The organism is Nitrosospira multiformis, from assembly GCF_900110185.1.
Classification (GTDB): Bacteria; Pseudomonadota; Gammaproteobacteria; order Burkholderiales; family Nitrosomonadaceae; genus Nitrosospira; species Nitrosospira multiformis_A.
On the sequence record NZ_FOCT01000013.1, the window covers coordinates 49,953 to 71,168 of the forward strand.

The window sequence follows — 21,216 nt, forward strand, 5'->3', positions numbered from 1 at the left end:
ATTTCATGCAACAAATGTTAGATAGCTATCGTATTCCCGCAGCTGATTTTGAGAGAGTTGCTCGAAATACACGGCTAAAGGAGAAAAGCGTAGTGATTGCTCGCGAAATATTGGTGGAGGGAAAAGATATGTCTGAGGTTGCTGCGCGATACCAGCTCACGCGCCAACGCGTAATGGCCATCCGCGACAAGTTTCATTCCGCATACCTTCGAAACTCCATGTTTCCCCCGGATTGGGTAAGAGCATCGGTGTGTGCTCCTCAAGAAATGCTCAATCGATTTCTTACCGAAGTGGAACGTGAACGGATCAAGTATTTTTCTCAGAACAGTTGACGCAAATGCGTTGTAAATGCGAAACAACCGCAGGGGCTTCTCAAGATGATACAAAAGAAGACTTTGGATCAAGCCGTTGGGCAAAAAGAAGCTGAACAAGCTGAGACAAATTCGCCAGCAACCCCGCCCCTAACGAGAAACCAGAAACGCCTGGTCAAGACTGCTGCGGAGATTGCTGGCGAGCGCCCAGATGATGATGATAGAGCTTACATGCACTCTATAATGTGCCAGGTAGGCTTACCTCGCTCCAAAGTAGAAGGTAATTCTTTTGAACGTTATTCCGGTGGCGCAGCATTATTGGTAGAAGCCGGAAAGTTATGGGATGGCAAGCAGTTTGTCCAACAACCAATCCCATACGGAGCAATGCCACGCCTAATGTTAGCCTGGATGAACACCTATGCCGTACGTTTCAACTCACCAGAAATTCCTGTAGGAGACAGTGCAAGCGAATTCCTGCGGATGCTTGGACACAAAAATATTAATGGTGGCCGCAACGGAGTCTACACAACTTTCCGCAAGCAAGTACAAGCACTATCCGCATGTCGCATGACTTTAGGTTTTAACGCAAACGGTCGAGCTCACACTTACGAAGGCAAACCCATCAAGCATTTTGAAACGTGGCTCAATACCGAAGAAAAGCAACGTCCCTTTTGGCCGGGATCAGTTACATTCTCTCAGGATTATTACCTCACCCTGAAGGATCATGCTGTACCTCTCGATCTACGCGCTTTTATGGCGCTGAAGAGTTCAGCATTAGCTTTGGACGTTTACACTTGGCTTGCGCAGCGCTTACATAGAATTCAGGGCAGACCAATAGTTCTGCATTGGGCTAATCTGCGCGATCAATTTGCGCAGGAATACCAAGGCAAAGATGCAGACAAAGATTTTAAAAAGAAATTTTTACCAGCATTACGCGCTGCTCTCTCAGTCTACCCGGAAGCTAAGGTAAAACAAGTTACAGGAGGAATCATGCTTATGCCGTCTCCCCCTCCAATTCCGTATAAGGGATTCTAGTATTCACAGAAGCTGATTGGAAACAAACTTAGATCATGGTGCGATCAGCACTATGCCTAATCCGACCCCCCTTATGATTCAGTGTGTATAACTCAGTGGAGTCCGTTATCTATCCACGCCTAATTAGACCCCCCCATCCATGCCTAATCAGACCCCTGAACTGACAAATATATGCCTAATTAGACCCCTCATTCACGCCTAATCAGACCCCCCCTAAACCGATAGGTATAGCCTTTAGGTTTTACCTATATGTATCTCCGATAGTGGGAGCAGGCAAGCTTGTGAATAAGTATTCCAACTTGGAATTTCTTAAGCCCCACCAACATTCAGTACACCCTCATCTACCCTATGGACAACCCTGATGGGAAACCTGATGGACGATAAAACCCCGTCCACAAGGTTTCCCACAGGGATTGCCCACAGGATTCCTAATCTTCAAAACAAATCTTTTCTGACGCGGCCTTCGGCCTTGCCTAAATCATTTTTTATAATTTTTTCTTAAAAACTTGTGGTTTTACCCACGCTGTTGAGAACACAGAAAAAAAGTAATCCGGATGGGACAACTGTAGCTACCTTTAATCTCGCTACTACGGAAGTATGGAGAGATAGGGAAGGTAATCGACAGGAAAGAACAGAATGGCATCGAATCGTGTTTTACAAAGCACTAGCTGATGTAACAAGGGACTATCTGAAGAAAGGAGCACTGGTATATCTTGAGGGAAAACTCAGGACCCATTATTGGGAAGACAAAGACGGCAAAAGGCGATTTACAACAGAAATAGCAGGCAACTTACTTAGAATGTTGGACAAAAAACCCGTCAAGCATCCAGTGGACGGATCGACTTTAGATGAAGAAGTGCTGGATGTTCCATTCTGAAAAAAATTGAGCAAACTAACAGCCGATTAAAAAGGGCTGACAAAGGATTTTGAAATGAATGTTATTCCAATAAGGCGGAACCTCAACTATTCAAATCCACCCAGAGTTCATATGGGCAGTAAAGTAGTATCAAGGTTCGTTAGCATTCTGTGGTTTCTGGTTGCGTTTTTTTGGCCCGTATTACGTTGGTTGCTCGCTATCGATGTTACTTTTCAGTTTTTCCGTATGCTGATTGGTTTTTCACGGTCCGGTTTATACTTTGACTGGTCTTTTTTTCTTCATTTTCTCCTCTACACCTGCATGATCTGTTTTGTTACATCAAAAAGATGAGGTAAATAATCATTTACGCGGCTTAAATAAATCCCCAGTTTTTGCTAGACTCATTTTGATTAAAAAGTAGCTGGGGATTTCTAGATGGTAAAAGCCAAAAAAAAAACAGATGATCAATCAAGCCGACATATCGCGCCGTCTCTGAACGATCCCGGACAGGAATCGGTATCTACCTCACATAGTCCAATAGAATTGCCGCTGGATTTGATAGATGAAGATCCAAACCAGCCTCGAACCGTTTTCGATCCTCAACTCCTTCAAGAATTGGCGGACACAATCCGTGCCAGGGGGGTTAAAAACCCAATCTCAGTACATCTTAATACGGAGAAACCAGGTCGGTACATCATCAATGATGGGGCCCGGCGTTATAGAGCCTCTAAGATGGCAGGTAAAAAGTCTATTCCTGCGTTTATTGATCCCGATTTTACGAAAATAGATCAGATTATCGTCAATGCTCATCACGCTAACTTTACGCCGAGGGAATGGGCAATCCTGATAGATCAGGAAGAAAAAAAGGGAAAGCAACGGATTCAGATTGCCAAAGAATTGGGGAAAACCCCTCCATTTGTAACCTACTACAGTAACCTTCTAAAGCTGCCCGAGCCGCTCGCTGAAGTATTTAATTCGGGGCGGTGCGAAGATGTTTCTGCACTCACTCAGCTATTCACAGTATGGAAACTGTATCCTGATGATGTGGAAATATGGCTCGATGACTCAACTGTAGAGGTTACGCGCCACTCCATAAGGAGTCTACGAGACTTTCTGGATAGGCGCGCAGAGCAGGAATCCTCTTCCACGCTGGCTCCCCAAGAAATTCATTTAGAAGCAGAAACAACATCTCGCGAGCGCAAACGGCGCACGACAAATCCTTTCAAGCTACGAAAGCCACTCGTACAGGTACGCATTGATGATCGGATTGGGTATTTACTTTACTATCGCCGTCCTTCCCGCTTCGGAAGAGCATGGATTCGATATCAGGATAGCGGGGAAGAGAAAGAACACGCAATGAATGACGTTCAGCTTGTCGGGCTGGCAGAGGGTGAGTAATTTACGAAAGGGGAGGGGAGTGGAAGTATCAGCAAAGAAAGAGCGCATCCTTGTCATGAATGGGCAGCGTCTTCTCCAGCAGGAGCAGGGAGGAGAGTGGATTACGCAAAAGGTTTCCAAGGCCGGTCGCCTCAAGCCTGGAATCTATAATGCCTATCTCGCGAAGGATGCGGATCCTACTGTGCAGCACAACGGAATTGTGTTTTATGCAGATGAGATCTACGTATACCAGAAAACAGAACAGAATATTGTTCGGCATCTATTCCAAGTATTCGACTCTATCCCCGAATATGGCAAGCCCGTTTCCATTTCATATGAGCAGGGGAAAGCCCTTGTGGCGGACGCTGCTTTGAGCAAAAGCAGAAGATTGTCCCGCTAATTCATTACTAGCCTGTATACCATAACATCGCTAGAGCTGTGGCGAATCCAAGGAACGAAACTAGGAAGCTAATGCTGGAGAAGCGCTGCAAATGCCTGTATTCCTCCATCATCTTGCGGACCACCATCTCATTTTCCATTCGTTGCAGACTGAAGAGACGTTTTGCTTCCTGTTCGAGGGCTAGACAGATGCTATTGGTGGCTTCGCGCATGGTTTGTTCCAGCCGCCCTGCAGCTTCATCCTGTAGCTCCTTTGAGAGTGTTCTCAAGCCCTTTAGGTAGTCGTTCAAGATCATCTTCTGAATACCTGTGGCGGACTCCATCACCTGTCTGTTGATGGTATAAGTCATCAGGATAGGATCATCGCGTCCAACGGAGATACCATGACGAATAGCCACTTCCCGGATGATTTCATCAAGCGCATCACGCTCCCACGAAAGACTATTCTTTTCATTACTGTTCATGCGGGTGCCACCAAGCCGCCGAGCCCCCCATAAAGCTGGTCGCGTACAATCTTCAAGCGCTGGCGCACCATGATCGGGAGTGAGGCAAGCTGTAAGGATTCCTCGAACGTGCGCCGCGCTCGCAACATCTCTGACAGGTCGTGCCCATAGGTTTCACGTTTCAATGCAGGAATTTCAATTACGGCGGCCACCTGGTCGCGATGGTCTTTGCAGGCTTTCAGATCTACAAAGCGTTTTCCTTCATGTTCAATTAAGCCCCAATAGGGGTTAAGCCATACTACAAACGACACATCTTGCGGAAACTGGGAAGCCATTTGCGCAAAACCACTCACTGTATCGCGCAATGCCTGGCCGCCTGTGATCACGGTATGCACCAACAACCGATGGCCAATTTCGTACAAAAGCGCGGGAACATGATTCGTTATGAGGTAGTGCGACAGCGGGACGAAAGAGCTTGCCCCGTTATCGATGATGACATCCTGCTTAGACGAAGCAAGCAGTTCCACTAATGCATCAAAATGGCGAGGATTGATCTCGTCTCCTTCCATAATTTCGAGTTTATGGACATTAAGCGCTTTATATCCGTGGAAGGTTGCATTTACTGGATCTGTATCAATGCAGAGGGGTTTCTTTCCCATTGCATTCATGTATTGCGCAAGCACAGTGGCAATGAAAGATTTACCCACGCCGCCTTTTCCTTGCAGAATCATATGAACATTTGCCATCAGAGTATCTCCTCGTCTTTTAAAGGGGTTGAAGAAAAGGTGAAGCCAGCGGTATCAGTTGCGTGACGAGGCGGGGAAGGTGATTGATAAGCGCGCTTCGTCTTAGGTAATGCTTCCTCGCGCTTGATGATCAGCCGATTAACTTGGCTACAGAATGTGTTGTAGCTCGTCGTTACCTTTTGCTCGGCGTGGAGTGTTTCCCAGATCTGATAGACCGTCCACCCATCTTCGAGCGCATTGCGAATCTCTTCGCGTTGAGCGAGGAACGCAGCAAGGTTGCGAGCATTCCTGCTGGATCTATTGTCTTTGACTCGTAACAATATTCTGTAAGAAAGGTTAGTCATGTGAATTCAATTTAATGAATTATGAACAATAGTATATCGAACATTTATGTTGCACAACCAAAGTATTTTTGCTAACTTCAATTCATCTTTGAAAGAATTCCGGAAGAATTCGGAGCACTGGATTTTTGTTTCGAAGAGAGTGGGGGCAAGATATGTGAAGTGGGCCTACCCGCAAGCGGCCATTCCCCCTTCACTTTTCCCTTTATTCGCACGGATGTGCTCAACAGGAATCTTGCCCTGCGGGGCAAACTGATTGGGGTGCGGCTGCCGCCGCCGACAGGGGAGAGCATGGAACAAGAGCAGGAGCCCACACGCAAGGGCAGTACCCCGATCAAGGTGTACTGCCTACCCGAAGAAAAAGCGCAGATAGCGGAGAACGCGAAAGCGGCAGGCTTGAGCCTGTCCACCTTCCTGTTGCGGGTGGGCGCAGGCTTTGAGGTCCGTACCGTGCTCGACTACCAGCGCATCGAGGAGTTGGCCAGGGTCAATGGCGATCTTGGGCGCCTGGGCGGATTGCTCAAGTTGTGGCTCACGAACGACGAGCGGTTGCGTGAAGTCCGGACAGAGGAGTTGCGCGGACTCTTGAACAAGATCGAGCGCAACCAGGAAGCCATGCGCACCATCATGCAGAAAGTGCTGGCGCGATAGAGGGGCAGGGGAGGGAGGAATGATTGCCAAGCACATTCCGATGAAGTCTGCCCGGCGCAGCAGTTTTCGCGAACTGGTGGCCTACATCACTCACGCGAAGGACAAGGCGGTGAGGATCGGGGAAGTCAGAGTCACGAACTGCCATCAGCAGGAGGCGCAGGACGCAGTACTGGAAGTGCTTGCCACCCAGCTGCAAAACCAGCGCGCCTGCAGCGACAAGACCTATCACCTCCTGATCTCGTTTCCCGCAGGCGACTCCCCCTCGGCGGAGGCCTTGCGCGGCATCGAGGATGAAGTCTGCAACGCACTGGGTTTCGGGGAGCATCAGCGCGTGAGCGCTACGCACACCGACACCGACAACCTGCACATCCATGTGGCGATCAACAAGATCCATCCAAAGACACTTGCCATCCACAATCCGTATTGCGATTACAAGGCCCTGGGAGCCGTCTGCGAGCGCCTGGAGCATGTCCATGGCCTCATCCATACCAATCATCAGACGATCGCTCCTGGAGCCCGTAATCGCGCCCTGGACGTGGAATATCTGGCAGGGGTGGAAAGCCTGCTTGGCTGGATTCAGCGCGAGTGCCTGGAAGAGCTACGCCAGGCGCAAAGCTGGGGAGAGCTGCATGAGCACTTGAGAAGAAACGGGCTTGCGCTTCAGGAACGGGGCAACGGACTCGTCGTCTCTGACCAGGAGGGAAGAACGGTCAAGGCAAGCTCCATTGCGCGCGACCTCTCCAAGGCGCAGCTCGAAAAACGCTTCGGCCCGTTTGAAGCAATTGATGCGCAGCTGCAGGCGAGCCGGGGACAGAAGGGCCAGGTACAGAAAGTAGAGAAGGTGGACAGGGCGTATCAGCCGCGGCCAATGGCGCGAGACTCCAGCACAATCACGCTCTACCAGCGCTATCTCGCGGAACAGGCGGGCAGGCGAAGCGCCCGGGCGCAAATACGCCAGGAGCTGCGCGAGCAGAAGCATTCCCTCGTGTCGCAGGCGAAGGACCGCGCGAGAATCAAGCGCGGACTGATCAGGGAGCTCGCTTGCGACCGCTTCATGAAATGCATGCTCTACCGGCAGGCAGGCGCGGCCTTGCGCGAGGATATCGGATCCATCCATGCCCGGCAAAGGGCAGCGCATGAGGAAAAATTCTCGCATGCGAGAAGCTTGTCCTGGTTTGACTGGCTTGCCGAGTGCGCGTCCATGGGTGACGCACAGGCGCTGGCCACCCTGAGGAGGCGACAGCGCGCTGCCCTCGGTCGCGTCAATGCGCTGCTGGGCAAGCAGGAGGAGGTAGGGCAGGGCAGGCCGCTGCAGGGGAAGAAGAATTCTGCCTCACACGCTGGAACCAGGATCGATGGTGCCTCCCACGCTGGGATTGATGGTGCGAGGATCGACAGCGTAACCAAGCAGGGCACGCTCATCTATACCCATGGCGACAGACAGGGCAGATCCGCTATCCGCGATAGCGGCAATCGCCTGGAAGTCTCGGAGGCTATCCGCCAGGATGGGCTGGAGCTGGCCCTTGCCATGGCGGTGAAGCGCTTCGGGCGATCCCTCAGGATCGAGGGCGATGCGGCGTTCAGGGAGCGCGTTCTCTCCACGGCCAAGGCACTGCAGCTCGATATCCGTTTCGACGGGATGAGGCAGGCGGAATTGAAAGAAGGGCAGGGCAGGGCGCAAGGGGCAAGCACAGGGGAGGTGCGGCGCAAGGCACCTGAGGCATTCGGCGCATCCGGCAATGTCCCCACGCTTGGTAGCGCCGGCACGGCCGCGGCAAGGCGCTATATCGCCGAGCGGGAAATGAAGCGGCAGAAAATCCCCGATATCCCCAGGCATGTCCTCGGGGAAATGAAACCGAGCCTTAACATGCGCTACGCCGGCTGGCGCCGGGTCGATGGGCAGTTCCTGCTGCTTGCCCAGACCAGCGCGGATGAAATTGCCGTGATTCCCGTGGAAGCGGATGTCATTGCGCGCGTGTCGGGATTGAGAAGGAATGATGTCATCACGCTCGACAACGGGAACGAGTCGATCAGGCGGCGGGTGCAGGAACTTGGGGGGCTCGGGGGGCTCGGCGAGACGAAAGGAATGCGGCGATGAGACCGGAAGTGAACAATGGCAGCGGTTCGCCAATTCGGGCAGACACGGCAAACCGTCCATTCCTGATGGCGGCGCTCTTCCTCCTGGTGCTCGTTTTGAGCCTCGCCGCGGCCACGCAGTACTTCGCGCACGCATTCCAGTATCACGCCGCCCTGGGTGCGCATCAGAACTTTCTCTACGCGCCCTGGAAGATCCTCGAATGGGCAAAGCTGTGGCCGGATCGCTATGGGAATGAGTTTTCCATGGCAGGCAGTGTCGCCACCATGACCGCGGCCATCGGCCTGATCCTGCTTCTGGCCTTGAAGCGGCATCTGTCGGGGCCTGCCACGTCTTATCTTCATGGCTCGGCGCGCTGGGCCGGGAAAAAAGACATCGTTGCCGCGGGGTTGTTGCCGCCCCGGCGCTCCCTATTGGAGGTATTGAGAGGACAGAATGATGCCTCATCCCGTTCCACTGGCGTCTATGTGGGCGCCTGGGTGGACAGGAGGGGCCGGCAGCACTACTTGCGGCACAGCGGCCCGGAGCACGTGCTCTGCTATGCGCCCACGCGCTCTGGCAAGGGCGTAGGCCTTATCGTGCCAACCCTTCTATCCTGGGGCGAGAGTGCCGTCATCACCGATTTGAAGGGCGAGCTGTGGGAGTTGACCGCCGGGTGGCGAAAGCAATACGCGGGCAACCGAGTGTTGCGCTTCGAGCCTGCCTCGATAAATGGTGGCGCGCACTGGAACCCACTGGACGAAATCCGGCTGGGTTCCGAGTTCGAGGTGGGCGACGTGCAGAACCTTGCTACCCTGATCGTCGATCCGGATGGAAAGGGATTGGAGAGCCACTGGCAGAAGTCCGCGCAAGCGCTTCTGGTCGGGCTCATCCTGCACGCGCTCTATCAGGCCAGAAGCAGTGGCGGGACAACACCTTCTTTGTCGGACATCGATTTCCTGCTCTCCGATCCCAATCGCGACATCGCGGAACTTTGGATGGAAATGTTCACTCTTCCCCCCTCGAGCGGGTCGAACTGCCGCATCGTGAATGCAAGCGGACGCGACATGATGGATCGGCCGACTGATGAGGCAGGTTCGGTCCTCTCCACCGCCAAATCCTATCTTTCGCTCTACCGCGATCCCGTGGTGCGCGGAAACATCAGTGACTCCCATTTCCAGATACGCAGCCTCATGCACCACGATGATCCCGTCAGCCTCTACATTGTCACTCGGCCCACCGACAAGGCGAGGTTGCGACCCCTGATCCGCATCCTGCTCAACATGATCGTGCGCCTGCTCGCGGACCGCATCGAGTTCGAAGGAGGGCGACCCAGGCCCGTCTACAAGCACAGGCTCCTGATGATGCTGGATGAATTCCCGAGCTTAGGCAAGCTCGAAATCCTGCAGGAATCCCTGGCATTTCTCGCAGGCTACGGCATCAAGTGCTATCTCATCTGCCAGGACCTCAGCCAGCTCAAGTCCTCCAGGACCGGCTACGGGCAGGATGAGTCCATCACCTCCAACTGCCACATCCAGAACGCCTTCCCCCCTAACCGGGTGGAGACCGCCGAGCACCTCTCCAAGCTCACGGGGCAGACCACGATCGTAAGAGAGCAGGTGACGAAGGGAGACCGCCATACCTCGCGCACCCTGCAGGAGGTGCAACGCTCTTTATTGACGGTGGATGAGTGCCTGCGCATGCCAGGACCCGTCAAGGGGGTGAAAGACGGGAATGATGTGATCGAGAAGCCCGGGGACATGATCATTTACGTTGCAGGGTTCCCTGCGATCTATGGGCGCCAGCCGCTCTACTTCCAGGACGCCATCTTCCAGAAGCGGGCGGAAGTGCCAGCACCGAGGACGAGCGACAGGCTGTAGCCTCGCATTGCACAATGACGAAAACCCATCCACCGAAAAGATCAACAGAAAGACAATGATGCGTTTTTCGTGTCAGATAATCCGCTTTGAGAAATGCCAGGACCCAAGCCGATCATGATCATGGGCCGTGTGAGCCAAACGGCAGCAGTAGCCGGACTCGGCCTGCTGGTGCTGGGGTTCATGTTTCATGCTGCAGGCCTGCGGGTCAATGTCACCAGAAGTATTCCAATTGGTTTATATCACGTGACCGACGCTCGGGTGGAAAAGGGCGAGTACGTCATCTTTTGCCCGCCAGAGTCGACGCTGTTTGATGAAGCGCGCAGCCGCGGCTACATCGGCGCGGGTTTCTGCCCGGGAGGCTATGGCTACATGATGAAGCGGGTGTGGGCCGTGGCGGGTGACAGGGTGACATGGGGCGAGGAGGGAATTGCCGTCAATGGCAAGTTGCTGCCGGCAAGCGCGCCCCGTGAAGCGGACAGCGCAGGCAGGGTTATGCCCCGCCATATGTTTTCTGATTACCCTTTGAAGGAGTCCGAATTGCTGCTCATGTCGGATGTGAGCTGGGCATCCTTCGATAGCCGTTACTTCGGGCCAGTGGATGTGGGACAGGTAAGGGGAGTGATCCGGCCGGTCATCACGTTCTGATCTTGCAATTTTACGGGGCGGAGGTTCAACCCCCTTTAAAAACCATCCATGACATTGAGTCTCCCCATGTTTTGCGTAAAATGCAGGAAAAATGGTTACTTGTCATGACCATGATTTATTTCTCAGTCGCGAATTGGCGGCCATTGGCGGGATGTGTGAACTAGAGCCAGTATCCATACCGTTTCCTGGATGAGCTCATAGACCAGCAAGTAATTTTCGTGAGGAACGAGTTCACGGGTACCAGGAATTCTTCCGGCACGGCCAAGCATGGGATAGGTGGCAACTCTCGTCGCGGCATCGCTGAAGAGCTCATCCAGGTCCGCAGCAGCATGTGGATTGTCGGCTGCGATGTAGTTCCATATATCGTCTCGGTCCTGGCTTGCCTCAGGCGTCCAGATAACCCTCACGTTTGCTTCGCTGCATTACGTCGTAGCGCAAATTCAGCTTCAATCTCATCGGCCGATCGACCTTTCCCGGCGTGCACTGATCTTCTGGCAACCTCGACCTTCTGGCGCAGGAATTCGTCATATTCCCGTGCTTGACGCTGCCGCTGGATAAACTCGCGCATCAGCTCGCGCACGACCTGGGAGGCAGGGCGGTGGGCAGCTTCGGCTTCCGCTATGAACTCGGCGCGCAACTCAGGTTCTAGCTTCATCGTGAAAACGGCTTCTTTTGTCATAATTCCTATTCTCCTGTCACTAGGTACTAAGAAAGTATATATGTTTTCACTATCCCTATAAATAATATAAAACATAAAAGCGGAATGAGGGGTGGTTGAGCCCCCATGCATTCCTCGGTCCAATTCAACGAAGGGGGCAAATCGCGCAGAGCCTGCCTCTTGAGCAGCTTGGGGTTGCCTGAAATGCCAGGCCGGCGGGCGTCCGGCGTGCTAGCACCGGCCGGAACTGAAGGTAGACCGCAAGCCCTGAAAACGAAGATTGGAGACATCTCTTGTCAGTTCGACCGTAAGCTGATGCCTCATGATAAAAAAATAGCGGAGATTCGAGGGAAAACAAGGAGAAACAATTCAAGTGGGAAGTGGACTAGCTGCTGATTCGGCCAGACAGGTGCACAGGGTCAGCCGTGGTTGTGCTTCATTCCGAGAGATGGTTATGGGCAAAGATGATGCGCATCAAGGAATGCGCCTCAAAAACCTCATGCTCCAGGTCGGCCAGGCTTAAGACGAAATCAGCTGTTAATCAGAGGGCCCAATAGCTTGTTGATTAGCGGACCCAGTGCCTGGGCAAACAAGTACGATTAGGTCACCTACTAAGGTGACCCGACAATTTCGTTGTGCCCAGCTCATCGAATATCATCCAGGAATTCGATCTTGTATCTCCCACGATTAGGAAGCTGTCATTTTTCTGCTATCGCCCTATTGGCGACCCTTGGCATTGTGGCCGTCCTCTTTATCGGGGGGCGACAACCTATCGCCGTCGGCTTGATACCCCACCCTTGGGATAAAGTGGCCCATGCCGGTGTTTTTGCCTTGCTTGGCTATGCAATCGGTTTGTCGAGCAATCTGCGCGGATGGCACAAACTAGCCATCGCATTTTTTGGCGCTCTGCTTGCGGGTGCGTTCGATGAATGGCATCAAGTGTATCTTCCCGGCCGTGAGGCAGGGCTGTCCGACTTCATTGCCGACATTATCGGGGGCATTTTCGGTACGGCATTTTTAGCAATGAAAAGCTCCCGTCGTTGTATATCACAGCTAGACGTTTCTCCAATGAGGAGCCCCAGTCAGGGGAATTCCCGCTAATCGAGCTTGCCCTGGCAAGCCATCGCCAAGAGGCTTTGGCCCAAGTGAAAAAGGCAGGAAAGAGCCGTAGCTGATGGGGGGGTTTATCGACGTCCCGCCGCCCGTGACCTCATTGCTTACTATCGCTATCTAGCCGAAAACGCCGGTGAAAGCCGTCGCTGACCGTTTTCTCAGCCAGGTAGAAGCCATTTTGACCCCTTGCTCGAACAATCCAATCATCGAAAAAAGAAGGTGGAAATTCGCGGCCTCAGGTCTGCGCCCGAAGCCACTGGGTTTCCCAATCATCAAATGTGTCCGTCGGCAGCGGTTTCCCGACAAAAAAGCCTTGCGCCACGTCGCACCCCCAAGCAGCAAGCTGATCCCACAGCGCTTGGCTCTCAACACCTTCCGCGACTACGCGTAGCCCCAGGTTATGGCCTAGCTCGATCGTTGATCGCACGATCAGTGCAGAATCACCGCTTTCCACCATCGGCATGACGAACGATTGATCAATTTTGATCCAGTCCACAGGCAGTTTCTGCAAATAGCTGAGGCTGGAATACCCGGTCCCGTAGTCGTCAATATAAAGCTCGACACCAAGTTCCTTCAGGCGGGTCAGCGTATCAAGCCCAGTTTTGGGGTCCTCCATCAACGCGCTCTCGGTAATTTCAAATTGAATAAGTTCTGGCGGAAGGCCCCAGGTAGAGAATAGACCCTGTATTCGTTCGATTAGCCTCGAATCACGTAAATCATGCACTGACAGATTTACCGACAATGGCCTGTGCAGACCTGCCTCATGCCAAACGTAGCCCTGACGGAATGCAGCCTCTAATACCCAGGTTGTAAGGGGTGTGATTAGTGCCGCTTGTTCCGCGAGCTTGATAAATTCACCCGTGTCGATAGAACCGTGCAACGGGTGTTCCCAGCGCACTAGGGTCTCTGCGCCAGATAATTGGCGCGAAGGGATGGCTACCTTCGGCTGGCAATAGAGGCGCAGTTCATTCCTTTCGATCGCTCGCTGCAGCTCACCCACCAGCCTAAGCCGACGCGCATTTTCCTGCTCCTGTCCCCGATAGAAGGCATAGCGTCCCCTCGCAGGCTTTGCCCTGTCCACTGCGGCGTTCGCTCTTCGTAGCAAGACTTCGGCGTCAGTTCCATGCCCGGGAAACAATGCAATTCCAGCAGCCACTGGCGCGTCTATCGTCAGCCCCGATATCTCCACTGGTTCATGCAAAACTTCAAGAAACCGCTGCGCTTCCCTGGCCGCACCATCCGCCCCTGTGATCGGGAGCAACAAGGCAAACGCGGCTTCGCCTATACGCGCCAAAAACTCGCCGGGCTTGGCAGCCTCGGCTAGACGCTGTGCCAGTTGTTGGATTAGTTGGTCTCCCGAGCGATGACCGAGGATTTCATTGATTTCATGGAATTGCCCGACTTCAAAATAGAGCAGTGCCAGGGGGTGATGTTGACGCTTGGCAAGCTGTATTGCTTCTTCCAACTGCTTATGCAAATAGGTGCGGTTTGGCAGGTCAGTAAGGGAGTCGTGGTAAGCAAGGTGAGCAATGGCCTCTTGAGCTTTGCGGTGCTTGATCTGCATTCGCAAGTTGGCGATCCCATAGGCGAGATCGTCGGCCAGTTCGTTAAGCAGCTCGAGTTCTTCGTCATCGAATCCCTCAGGGTCGGCAGCCGCTATTACGATGGCGCCCAGTATTTCTCCCTCAAGCTGAAGCGGGAACGCTGCCGTCGAAGCATACCCTTTCGCTTTTGCAAGCTCCATTAGCCGGGCATAGGCTGGAGCGGCGAAGGCGGGATTGGTAAAGACGCGCCTTGCTACGCTCGGCTTGCCGGTGCGAATTGCGGTACCGAACGGAGTCCGGCCATCTGAAGCGATCAAGGAGGGAACCAGCGCTTGAAGCTGTTCTTTATCCATTCCGGCGCACTCCATCCATTGGATGGACCTGTTTTCATCATTTTGTGTGTATCCGACACAAGCAAGGCGATAGCCGCCTTGCTCAGTGATGACCCGGCACATTTCGCGGAGAAGCTCCTGCTCGTCTGACGAACGCAGCAGGGTGCGATTGCCGGCGCCCAAGGTTCTCAATGCACGGCTTACGCTCTCTAGCTTGCTTGGCTTTTTGTTCGACGGCATAAAATCCTGGTTATCTTTGTCGTGCGATCAATTTTTTTCCAGGCATCGGACGAGCAATAGCGGCGAGTTAAACATATTGCTTCAAAATAACTGCAGAAGAAATGCTGAAAATTCATCGTCAAACCAGAGCCGGTAACCAATTTTCAAGTGTAGCAGGGAAATTGCAGGAAGATTTGAAAGCCGATTTGGTGCGGCAAACGAGGCAGGCGTTATCCGGTTTGCGGTGATGCCGGACAATTGGAGGTGAAAGCGACCAGTACCAGCAAATAAGTCGACTCAACATTAATTTTCCGGTAAGCGTGCTCGTATCCATCTCCAGCTCAAGAACCCGCAATCCTGCCCCCTTTCGCTCCAGGGGAGGCTATGGCTACATGATGAAGCGGGTGCTGGCCACCGGGAATGACAGGATTGTTTCGACGGATGGTGGCCTGAGAATCAATGGCACCTGTTGCCCTTAAGTAAGCCACTTGAAACCGACAAGGCAGGAAGAATGATGCCGCGCTATTCGTTTAATCACTACAAGCTTGGCAAATCGGAATTGCTGCTCATGTTGGATGTAAGTGGAACTTCATTCGACGGCCGCTATTTCGGACCGGTGGATGCGGGGCAGGTGAGGGGAGTGATCAAGCCTTTGGTCATCTTCTAGTTCCTTGGCAATTTTAAACAAAAACTGGGATAACCCGTTTTTAAGAATGTGATGAAGAACTCTCAGTGTCCTCCCATCCTCCAGTAGCCCCATCGGTTCCTTCGAGAGCATGAACTTTCCCATCGCACCAATATATATGATGAAAATCATGCACCATATCCTTGGAGGATGTATGAGGACCGAACACCATCATCGATGGAGCATATAGCGTGCTGGAGAGCTTCGAGACAGTGGGCGAGCAGCTTGAAGAAATGAAATCGCTCACCCTGAATGAAGGCGATCAAAAGGCTTTCGCACGAGCCGCCTTGACCCTCAAATATGAAGATTCGGAACCGGCGCCGATTACGGAAAGGGATTTACTGACGCCGCGGCGTTTTTCGGATCGTGCAAGCGACATGTGGACGACCTTCAGCCGTGTTCAGGAAAACCTTCTCAAGGGCGGCATACGGGGGCGAAACAAATCCGGACGCTCCATGACCACCCGCGCTGTGACCGGCATCGACCAGAACGTGAAGCTCAATCGCGCCTTGTGGGTGCTGGGTGAAAGTAAGCGTTTCTTCACTGGTCACCTCATTACTCGCTATGCGCTTTCACAAGATCTGGATCTAAGGGTGGAATTGAACCGCTACGACCAAAATAATGAGGGAATATTATCATTCAATTATTTCTTCTAGGGTCTGTTGACGTTTCACATTGGTAACCAGAGGATCATGCAGGGTCAGATCAGCCACCACCCGTTTCAACCTTGCATTCTCTTCCTCAAGCTGGCGCAATCGCCTGACCTCGCTTGCGCCCAGATCGCCATACTTCTTCTTCCAGATATAAAACGTGGCTTCAGATATGCTAAGACTGCGACACACATCCGTTACTGCCGTACCGGCCTCTGCCTGCCGCAACGCATACGCTACTTGAACCTCGGTGAATCGGGATCTCTTCATCGCTTCATACTCCTTCAATAAGGGAGTGGATTTCATGGAACCGCAGCTTCCCACTATTTTCCCTCTCTCAAACCCGCTTCGGCGGGTTTTTGTTTTATTGGCTCCTTTTTAGCCTTCTTCTTTTTCTACGTTGAACAGCGTTAAGTTGTTAATGTAAGGGAACTAACAGAAGGAGCTGAGGAATGAGTGATAGAATTATGACAATATGCAAATTGTCGCACCCTGGCCATGGATAACAAAAACCCGGCCCTTTCCGGGATCAAGGTGCTAGTCGTTGACGATAACGAAGACACACTAGCACTTACCACGCTCATGCTGAGTCTATGCGGCGCCCAAGTAATTGCGTCTCCAACTGCTGCTCAAGGACTGGAGCAGGTGCAGATGCAAAGACTCGATATCATCATAAGCGACATCAGCATGCCTCGCATGGATGGCTATCAGTTCATCAGGGCAGTACGAGATCTTCCCATCGATAAAGGCAAACAAACTCCGGCTTTGGCCCTCACTGCGTTCAACAGCCCTGAGTATCGGTCTAAAGCATTCGATGCCGGTTTCCAGGCGCATCTTTCCAAGCCTGCCTCATTGGAGGTGTTAGTTGAGACCATTGCCGGTATGATAAGCCTGCCTGATGACTTGCCTAATTAGTAGAACGGCAATTTCCTCTTTCCCTTTCTTGTCTTTCCGCGCTGCTTCATTTTGCTTTCCCGGCGGTAAAGCGGCAGCACGCAGCGACTCCGAAGTATAGGAAAACTACTGTGAGGGTCACGAACAAACCCATTCTCCTCGTTGAAGACGACCAGGTGGACATGATGAGGGTTACCCGTGCCCTCAAGGATGTTCATGTTATAAATAAAATCGTGCACCGGGAAAACGGCGAGGACGCGCTAAATTACCTCCGGGACGGGAACAGCGACAAACCCTGTCTCATTTTGCTCGATTTGAACATGCCCATCATGAACGGCATTGAATTCCTGCAGGCAGTGAAAAAGAACGAGAGGCTTAGAGGTATTCCCGTGGTGGTTCTGACCACCTCCGATGATCAACAGGACAAGCTAAACAGCTTCAACCTTGGCGTTGCCGGGTATGTGGCGAAGCCGGTCGACTACCGCCACTTCGTTGAAGTCATGCGTTCCATTGATGCTTACTGGACCATTAGCGCGATGCCCTGATCATTGACTTTACCAGCAGGACGGCAATCAGGCTTGGCACCTTAGACGCCAGAAATTCGCTAAATAAATAGAAGTGGAGTAGTTGATTCCGAGGATATACGAATGATCAGAGCATTTTCGTTCTTGCCAGCGCTAATGGTAGCGGCCTGCGGTCAGGAAGTGCCGCAGGTTGACGATCCACACAACATCGTAGTCAACGGCGAAGAGATGAGCCAGGCTGATTTCCTCGACAAATACTGTATCGGGAAAGAAAGCAATCCGACTTGTTCCAAAGTATTGGATGCAGCAACTAGAAATCTGATAGATAAGGCCCGCAATTCTTATGAGAGGTGAATGAATTAACGTAATCAGGGCTTTTTTCAATGATAGTTGGGGTAGTGCTCGCTTGGGTTAATCTTTCTCGTCCTGCCCATTCACTGCCGTCTTGAGCGTGGCGCCCGGCTTGAAGGCCGGCACCTTGGAGGCGCTAATCTTCAATTGCTCACCTGTCTTGGGATTGCGGCCGGTACGCTCGCTGCGCTCGCGCACTTCGAAGGTCCCAAATCCCGGCAGGGAAATGGAATCGCCTTTCTGCAGGACTTCGGTGATGGTTTCGGTCAATGCCGTCACGGTACGGGCAGCTTGAGCCTTGCTGGAGCCGGTTTTCGCGGCTACGGCTTCGATGAGTTCGTTCTTGTTCATCAGCCCTTTTCTCCTTTTCAGTTTTCAAATTCCTGTCAGCTTAACAGTTAATCGGGCGGAATAAGGAATAAATGAAATGGCGGTTTATGAGAGATTTTCGCAATTGCGAAAATTTCCCATTCCTCGTTTGCCGCTTGTCACAGGCCATGCCAGCCGCTTTGCTTTCCTGTCATGGCCTGTGATCCGCAAGGCCTTGCGGACGCGGCGCACTTGAATTCCAGCCTCGCCGGCACAGACCCACGCTTCCCGCGCCCATCCCCCCACAACGCCCCCCACCTTGGGTGAGGGGGACTTGTGGGGGGATAAACGAATACGCGGGAAGCTTTAGTCCCGCTATTTGCCTGCCCTTTTTACCCCACCCATTCCCAACCCTTGCCCGTGAGGGCAAGGGCTGTCTCCCCACTCCCGTCGCCCCCAGGGGCGAGGCGAGGAGAGTCCGAATGAGAGGATGTGATTTTCACAGCCGCTCCTTCATCAATCACTCTTCAAGGAGGCAATCATGACACTCGCTAGCACTTTCCATAACCCCACAGTTTTCCGCTCCGAACATCCCCTGTCCGATGAGCAAATAGCGTGGGTCGCACCATCAATCTTTGCCCAGGGCAAGCATTACAGTCGCTCCAACCGCTACGCTTATATCCCTACCAGCCAAATCCTGCGGGGCCTGCGCCATGAAGGATTCGAGCCTTTCATGGTCTGCCAGGCGCGCGTGCGGGATGAAGGAAAACGGGAATACACCAAGCATATGCTTCGTTTGCGACATGTAAGCCAGATCAACGGCGAGGAAGCAAACGAGATCATCCTGCTCAACAGCCATGACGGCAGCAGTTCCTATCAGATGATGGCAGGGATGTTCCGGTTCGTGTGCGCCAACGGAATGGTGTGCGGAGACACTCTACATGATGTGCGGGTGCGGCATAACGGCGATGCCGTGAATACCATCATCGATGGAGCATATACCGTGCTGGAGAGCTTCGAGACGGTGGGCGAGCAACTTGAAGAAATGAAATTGCTCACGCTGAATGAAGGCGAGCAGATGGCTTTCGCACGAGCCGTCTTGACCCTCAAATATGAAGATTCGGAAAAACCGATGCCGATTACGGAAAGGGATTTGCTGACGCCGCGGCGCTTTTCGGATCGTGCAAGCGACATGTGGACGACCTTCAGCCGTGTTCAGGAAAACCTGATCAAGGGCGGAATACGGGGGCGGAATAAATTCGGACGGCCCATGACAACCCGCGCTGTGAGCGGCATCGACCAGAACGTGAAGCTCAATCGTGCCTTGTGGGTATTGGCCGAGGAAATGAGAAAGTTGAAATAGCTGTATTACTGGGGGGCCAGTATCTTGGACTGGCCCTCAAGAAGCGGAAGGGCAGTTGGGGCAGTGTACGTAACCATCCCAGCCTGGATTTTTTCAAAAGGGCATTTCCGTGCGCACCAGCCTGCACTACCTCCTCTACGCACCAAAATAGTCACGTGCATGAAGTTTTTAGTGTATTGAAATATAAAAAGAAAAAATGATCAATCGGTAGGAAATTGGAAGGCCTTGCCTCCATTCCTTTTAGGCGCGCACTTTCTGGTACACACCACTGCGCACCGACCTCGTTTTTGCGCACCATTGCGTACCAAAATCACTGAGTATTCCAAAGTCTTCCTCTAGTATCTTGAAGAAAAAACAGCATCAGCTAACAGTCTGGTTAACGTGGAAAAGTACATTAACAAACCATCCCATTTTAGACAGTTACCCGCTTGTTGCCGTTTACAAGGGGAATGGTTGCCACAATCTCGGCAGTACAAGCGGTGGCATTTTGATGATGGCGATCTATTCCTGAATCAAATGTCCCCCGCAACGAGCCCGAGCAAACGGGTTGGGGATCAAGTCCCGTCTACAAAAACGGGTCAACTCCAACTCCACTTTAGCAATTTGAGGCTCGCTTACATCAACCTTTTGTTGAGATTTCCTCATCAATACTGGGATACCCCAGGTAATCCCTTCCTGAGATAGTTGAATCGTACCAACAGCGACACTTCGCTGGAGCTCCAGGTACAGCTTATTCGATCAACTAGCTTCTCGAGGAGGGAAAAATGAAACACATACAGAATCACACCCAACGCTTGGCACGCTGGGCATGGAATAGTACGTTTTTCATAGGCTGCCTTGCAGTTCCGGTAGCACATGCTGCAATTACTTTTCAGTTCGAGTATGACGATCCTGTGGGGACAGGTTTCAGGGATCCTGTTTATGGCCCCGCCCGTCAAGCCGCATTAAATACCGCTGCCAATACATTCTCCAGCATGTTTGGCAGCCATTTCAGCAATTCAGGCACAATTACCTTGCAAGCAACAGCAAGCGACGACTCTTACAGTGCAACAATGGCGTCTGCGGGCAGCGTGGCTATACCCAGCTCCAATCCTGGCTTTAACCTTGGGGAAGTTGTTCGCACAAAGCTGCAAAATAATGGCCTAGATTTAAACGGGGACAAGGCCGACGGGGCGGTGAATGTCAACTTCGCGAAACTTTGGAACTTAGATTTAAATACTCCCACTGCCTCGAATCAATACGACTTTTATAACACCATCTATCACGAGTTCACACACGCTCTCGGTTTTAGTTCGACCATTGGAGAGTCGGGTGCTTCGATGTTTGAAAAGCCAAGCTGGAATTCCTTCGATAGCTTTATCACCGATAAGTATGGCAACAAGATTATTGATCCTGTTACCTTCGCCCTCGATCACTCGGCTTGGGATGCGGGCAAGGTCGGTGACTGGGGGGGTGGAGGCAGCGAAGGCTTATTCTTTGATGGGCCTAATGCGGTAGCAGCAAATGGAGGCCACCTCATAACTCTTTATACTCCATCGGAATGGAATGAGGGCAGTAGTGTCTCTCACCTCGACGACAGAATGTCTGGAATCGAGGGAACGATGATGAGTCCATTTACCGAAACAGGACCTAGAATTCATGACTACAGTGCTGTTGAGGTGGGTATTTTAACGGACCTGGGTTATGCGCCTGCCGTCCCGGAGGCTGAGACCTACTCCATGATGTTGGCTGGGCTGGCGACTTGCGCTTGGATTACGAGGCGACGGAAGATCGAGAATTCGTTAACCAACCAATAATTGCTCCTTAAAAATTCCCA

Annotated in this window: 25 protein-coding genes and 1 pseudogene; 18 read left to right on the forward strand and 8 right to left on the reverse strand. The window is 52.4% G+C overall.

Annotated features, from left to right (window positions below):
* Positions 1–5 precede the first annotated feature (5 nt).
* The 6 genes from BMY01_RS13575 to BMY01_RS13600 all read left to right on the forward strand — a co-directional run bounded on the left by BMY01_RS13575 (position 6) and on the right by BMY01_RS13600 (position 3,979).
* A complete protein-coding gene (locus BMY01_RS13575) occupies positions 6–332 on the forward strand; it encodes a TrfB-related DNA-binding protein (RefSeq protein ID WP_074748480.1) in 327 nt (108 codons plus the stop codon).
* A gap of 45 nt (positions 333–377) precedes the next feature.
* The gene (locus BMY01_RS13580; RefSeq protein WP_074748483.1) at positions 378–1,346 is read left to right on the forward strand and encodes a replication protein RepA; all 969 of its coding nucleotides are present in this window, start codon (positions 378–380) and stop codon (positions 1,344–1,346) included.
* Positions 1,347–1,854: 508 nt separating this feature from the next.
* Entirely contained in the window at positions 1,855–2,223 is a 369-nt protein-coding gene (gene ssb, locus BMY01_RS13585; RefSeq protein WP_074748486.1) for a single-stranded DNA-binding protein, read from the forward strand.
* 54 nt (positions 2,224–2,277) lie between these two features.
* Complete coding sequence (gene kleE / locus BMY01_RS18830; RefSeq protein WP_175463273.1) at positions 2,278–2,553, forward strand: KleE stable inheritance protein; 276 nt, start codon at positions 2,278–2,280, stop codon at positions 2,551–2,553.
* Positions 2,554–2,637: 84 nt separating this feature from the next.
* Positions 2,638–3,600, forward strand: coding sequence for a ParB/RepB/Spo0J family partition protein (locus tag BMY01_RS13595; RefSeq protein WP_074748493.1), 963 nt, complete (start codon positions 2,638–2,640; stop codon positions 3,598–3,600).
* A 19-nt stretch (positions 3,601–3,619) separates the two neighbouring features.
* A complete protein-coding gene (locus tag BMY01_RS13600) occupies positions 3,620–3,979 on the forward strand; it encodes a KfrB domain-containing protein (protein WP_254772749.1) in 360 nt (119 codons plus the stop codon).
* Positions 3,980–3,986: 7 nt separating this feature from the next.
* Here the strand turns inward: BMY01_RS13600 and BMY01_RS13605 are convergent, their stop codons facing one another.
* The 3 genes from BMY01_RS13605 to BMY01_RS13615 are packed head-to-tail and all read right to left on the reverse strand — an operon-like array spanning position 3,987 to position 5,511.
* Positions 3,987–4,442 (reverse strand): hypothetical protein, encoded by a 456-nt coding sequence (locus tag BMY01_RS13605; protein WP_074748497.1) that lies wholly within the window; start codon positions 4,440–4,442, stop codon positions 3,987–3,989.
* The gene (locus tag BMY01_RS13610) at positions 4,439–5,167 is read right to left on the reverse strand and encodes a nucleotide-binding protein (protein WP_074748500.1); all 729 of its coding nucleotides are present in this window, start codon (positions 5,165–5,167) and stop codon (positions 4,439–4,441) included. Before BMY01_RS13610 ends, BMY01_RS13605 begins: the two co-directional genes overlap by 4 nt.
* Positions 5,167–5,511 carry a TraK family protein gene (locus BMY01_RS13615; RefSeq protein ID WP_074748503.1) on the reverse strand — a complete coding sequence of 115 codons (345 nt, stop codon included), beginning with the start codon at positions 5,509–5,511 and terminating at the stop codon, positions 5,167–5,169. The genes BMY01_RS13610 and BMY01_RS13615 overlap by 1 nt, the downstream gene beginning before the upstream one ends.
* A gap of 159 nt (positions 5,512–5,670) precedes the next feature.
* Between BMY01_RS13615 and traJ the strand changes: the two genes are divergently transcribed.
* From traJ to traF, 4 genes are all read left to right on the forward strand, one after another.
* Positions 5,671–6,159: a conjugal transfer transcriptional regulator TraJ gene (gene traJ / locus BMY01_RS13620; RefSeq protein ID WP_254772750.1), complete on the forward strand. Its 489-nt coding sequence runs from the start codon at positions 5,671–5,673 to the stop codon at positions 6,157–6,159.
* 19 nt (positions 6,160–6,178) lie between these two features.
* Complete coding sequence (traI, locus tag BMY01_RS13625) at positions 6,179–8,257, forward strand: TraI/MobA(P) family conjugative relaxase (protein WP_074748506.1); 2,079 nt, start codon at positions 6,179–6,181, stop codon at positions 8,255–8,257.
* Positions 8,254–10,113 (forward strand): type IV secretory system conjugative DNA transfer family protein, encoded by a 1,860-nt coding sequence (locus BMY01_RS13630; protein ID WP_074748509.1) that lies wholly within the window; start codon positions 8,254–8,256, stop codon positions 10,111–10,113. Before traI ends, BMY01_RS13630 begins: the two co-directional genes overlap by 4 nt.
* Positions 10,114–10,206: 93 nt before the next feature.
* Positions 10,207–10,758 (forward strand): conjugative transfer signal peptidase TraF, encoded by a 552-nt coding sequence (gene traF, locus BMY01_RS13635; protein ID WP_081353940.1) that lies wholly within the window; start codon positions 10,207–10,209, stop codon positions 10,756–10,758.
* 122 nt (positions 10,759–10,880) lie between these two features.
* Here traF and BMY01_RS13640 read toward each other — a convergent pair whose 3' ends face one another.
* Complete coding sequence (locus BMY01_RS13640; RefSeq protein WP_074748512.1) at positions 10,881–11,165, reverse strand: type II toxin-antitoxin system RelE/ParE family toxin; 285 nt, start codon at positions 11,163–11,165, stop codon at positions 10,881–10,883.
* Positions 11,162–11,437, reverse strand: a complete 276-nt coding sequence (locus tag BMY01_RS13645) for an antitoxin of toxin-antitoxin stability system (RefSeq protein WP_074748515.1) — start codon at positions 11,435–11,437, stop codon at positions 11,162–11,164. Before BMY01_RS13645 ends, BMY01_RS13640 begins: the two co-directional genes overlap by 4 nt.
* Positions 11,438–12,088: 651 nt before the next feature.
* Between BMY01_RS13645 and BMY01_RS13650 the strand changes: the two genes are divergently transcribed.
* Positions 12,089–12,517, forward strand: a complete 429-nt coding sequence (locus BMY01_RS13650; RefSeq protein ID WP_217638673.1) for a VanZ family protein — start codon at positions 12,089–12,091, stop codon at positions 12,515–12,517.
* Positions 12,518–12,764: 247 nt separating this feature from the next.
* Here the strand turns inward: BMY01_RS13650 and BMY01_RS13655 are convergent, their stop codons facing one another.
* On the reverse strand, positions 12,765–14,645 hold the full coding sequence (locus BMY01_RS13655; protein ID WP_074748521.1) for a putative bifunctional diguanylate cyclase/phosphodiesterase: 1,881 nt from the start codon (positions 14,643–14,645) through the stop codon (positions 12,765–12,767).
* Between the two features lie 490 nt (positions 14,646–15,135).
* Here BMY01_RS13655 and BMY01_RS17520 point away from each other — a divergent pair, with 490 nt between their 5' ends.
* Positions 15,136–15,291 (forward strand): S24/S26 family peptidase, encoded by a 156-nt coding sequence (locus tag BMY01_RS17520; protein WP_081353941.1) that lies wholly within the window; start codon positions 15,136–15,138, stop codon positions 15,289–15,291.
* Between the two features lie 191 nt (positions 15,292–15,482).
* A complete protein-coding gene (locus BMY01_RS13665; protein ID WP_302848432.1) occupies positions 15,483–15,965 on the forward strand; it encodes a DUF932 domain-containing protein in 483 nt (160 codons plus the stop codon).
* On the opposite strand, the pseudogene BMY01_RS13670 reads toward BMY01_RS13665, so the two are convergent.
* Positions 15,963–16,229, reverse strand: a pseudogene (locus tag BMY01_RS13670) (transposase); the annotation flags it as partial. The gene BMY01_RS13665 and the pseudogene BMY01_RS13670 overlap by 3 nt on opposite strands.
* 228 nt (positions 16,230–16,457) lie before the next feature.
* On the opposite strand from BMY01_RS13670, the gene BMY01_RS13675 reads away from it, so the two are divergent.
* The 3 genes from BMY01_RS13675 to BMY01_RS13685 all read left to right on the forward strand — a co-directional run bounded on the left by BMY01_RS13675 (position 16,458) and on the right by BMY01_RS13685 (position 17,731).
* A complete protein-coding gene (locus tag BMY01_RS13675) occupies positions 16,458–16,874 on the forward strand; it encodes a response regulator (protein WP_074748530.1) in 417 nt (138 codons plus the stop codon).
* Between the two features lie 110 nt (positions 16,875–16,984).
* Complete coding sequence (locus BMY01_RS13680) at positions 16,985–17,398, forward strand: response regulator (RefSeq protein ID WP_074748532.1); 414 nt, start codon at positions 16,985–16,987, stop codon at positions 17,396–17,398.
* 102 nt (positions 17,399–17,500) lie between these two features.
* Positions 17,501–17,731: a hypothetical protein gene (locus tag BMY01_RS13685; protein ID WP_074748535.1), complete on the forward strand. Its 231-nt coding sequence runs from the start codon at positions 17,501–17,503 to the stop codon at positions 17,729–17,731.
* Between the two features lie 57 nt (positions 17,732–17,788).
* On the opposite strand, the gene BMY01_RS13690 is transcribed toward BMY01_RS13685, so the two are convergent.
* Entirely contained in the window at positions 17,789–18,079 is a 291-nt protein-coding gene (locus tag BMY01_RS13690) for an HU family DNA-binding protein (RefSeq protein ID WP_074748537.1), read from the reverse strand.
* Between the two features lie 499 nt (positions 18,080–18,578).
* Between BMY01_RS13690 and BMY01_RS13695 the strand changes: the two genes are divergently transcribed.
* Positions 18,579–19,400, forward strand: a complete 822-nt coding sequence (locus tag BMY01_RS13695) for a DUF932 domain-containing protein (protein WP_074748539.1) — start codon at positions 18,579–18,581, stop codon at positions 19,398–19,400.
* 764 nt (positions 19,401–20,164) lie between these two features.
* A complete protein-coding gene (locus tag BMY01_RS13700; RefSeq protein WP_074748541.1) occupies positions 20,165–21,196 on the forward strand; it encodes a PEP-CTERM sorting domain-containing protein in 1,032 nt (343 codons plus the stop codon).
* The last annotated feature ends 20 nt before the right edge of the window (positions 21,197–21,216 follow it).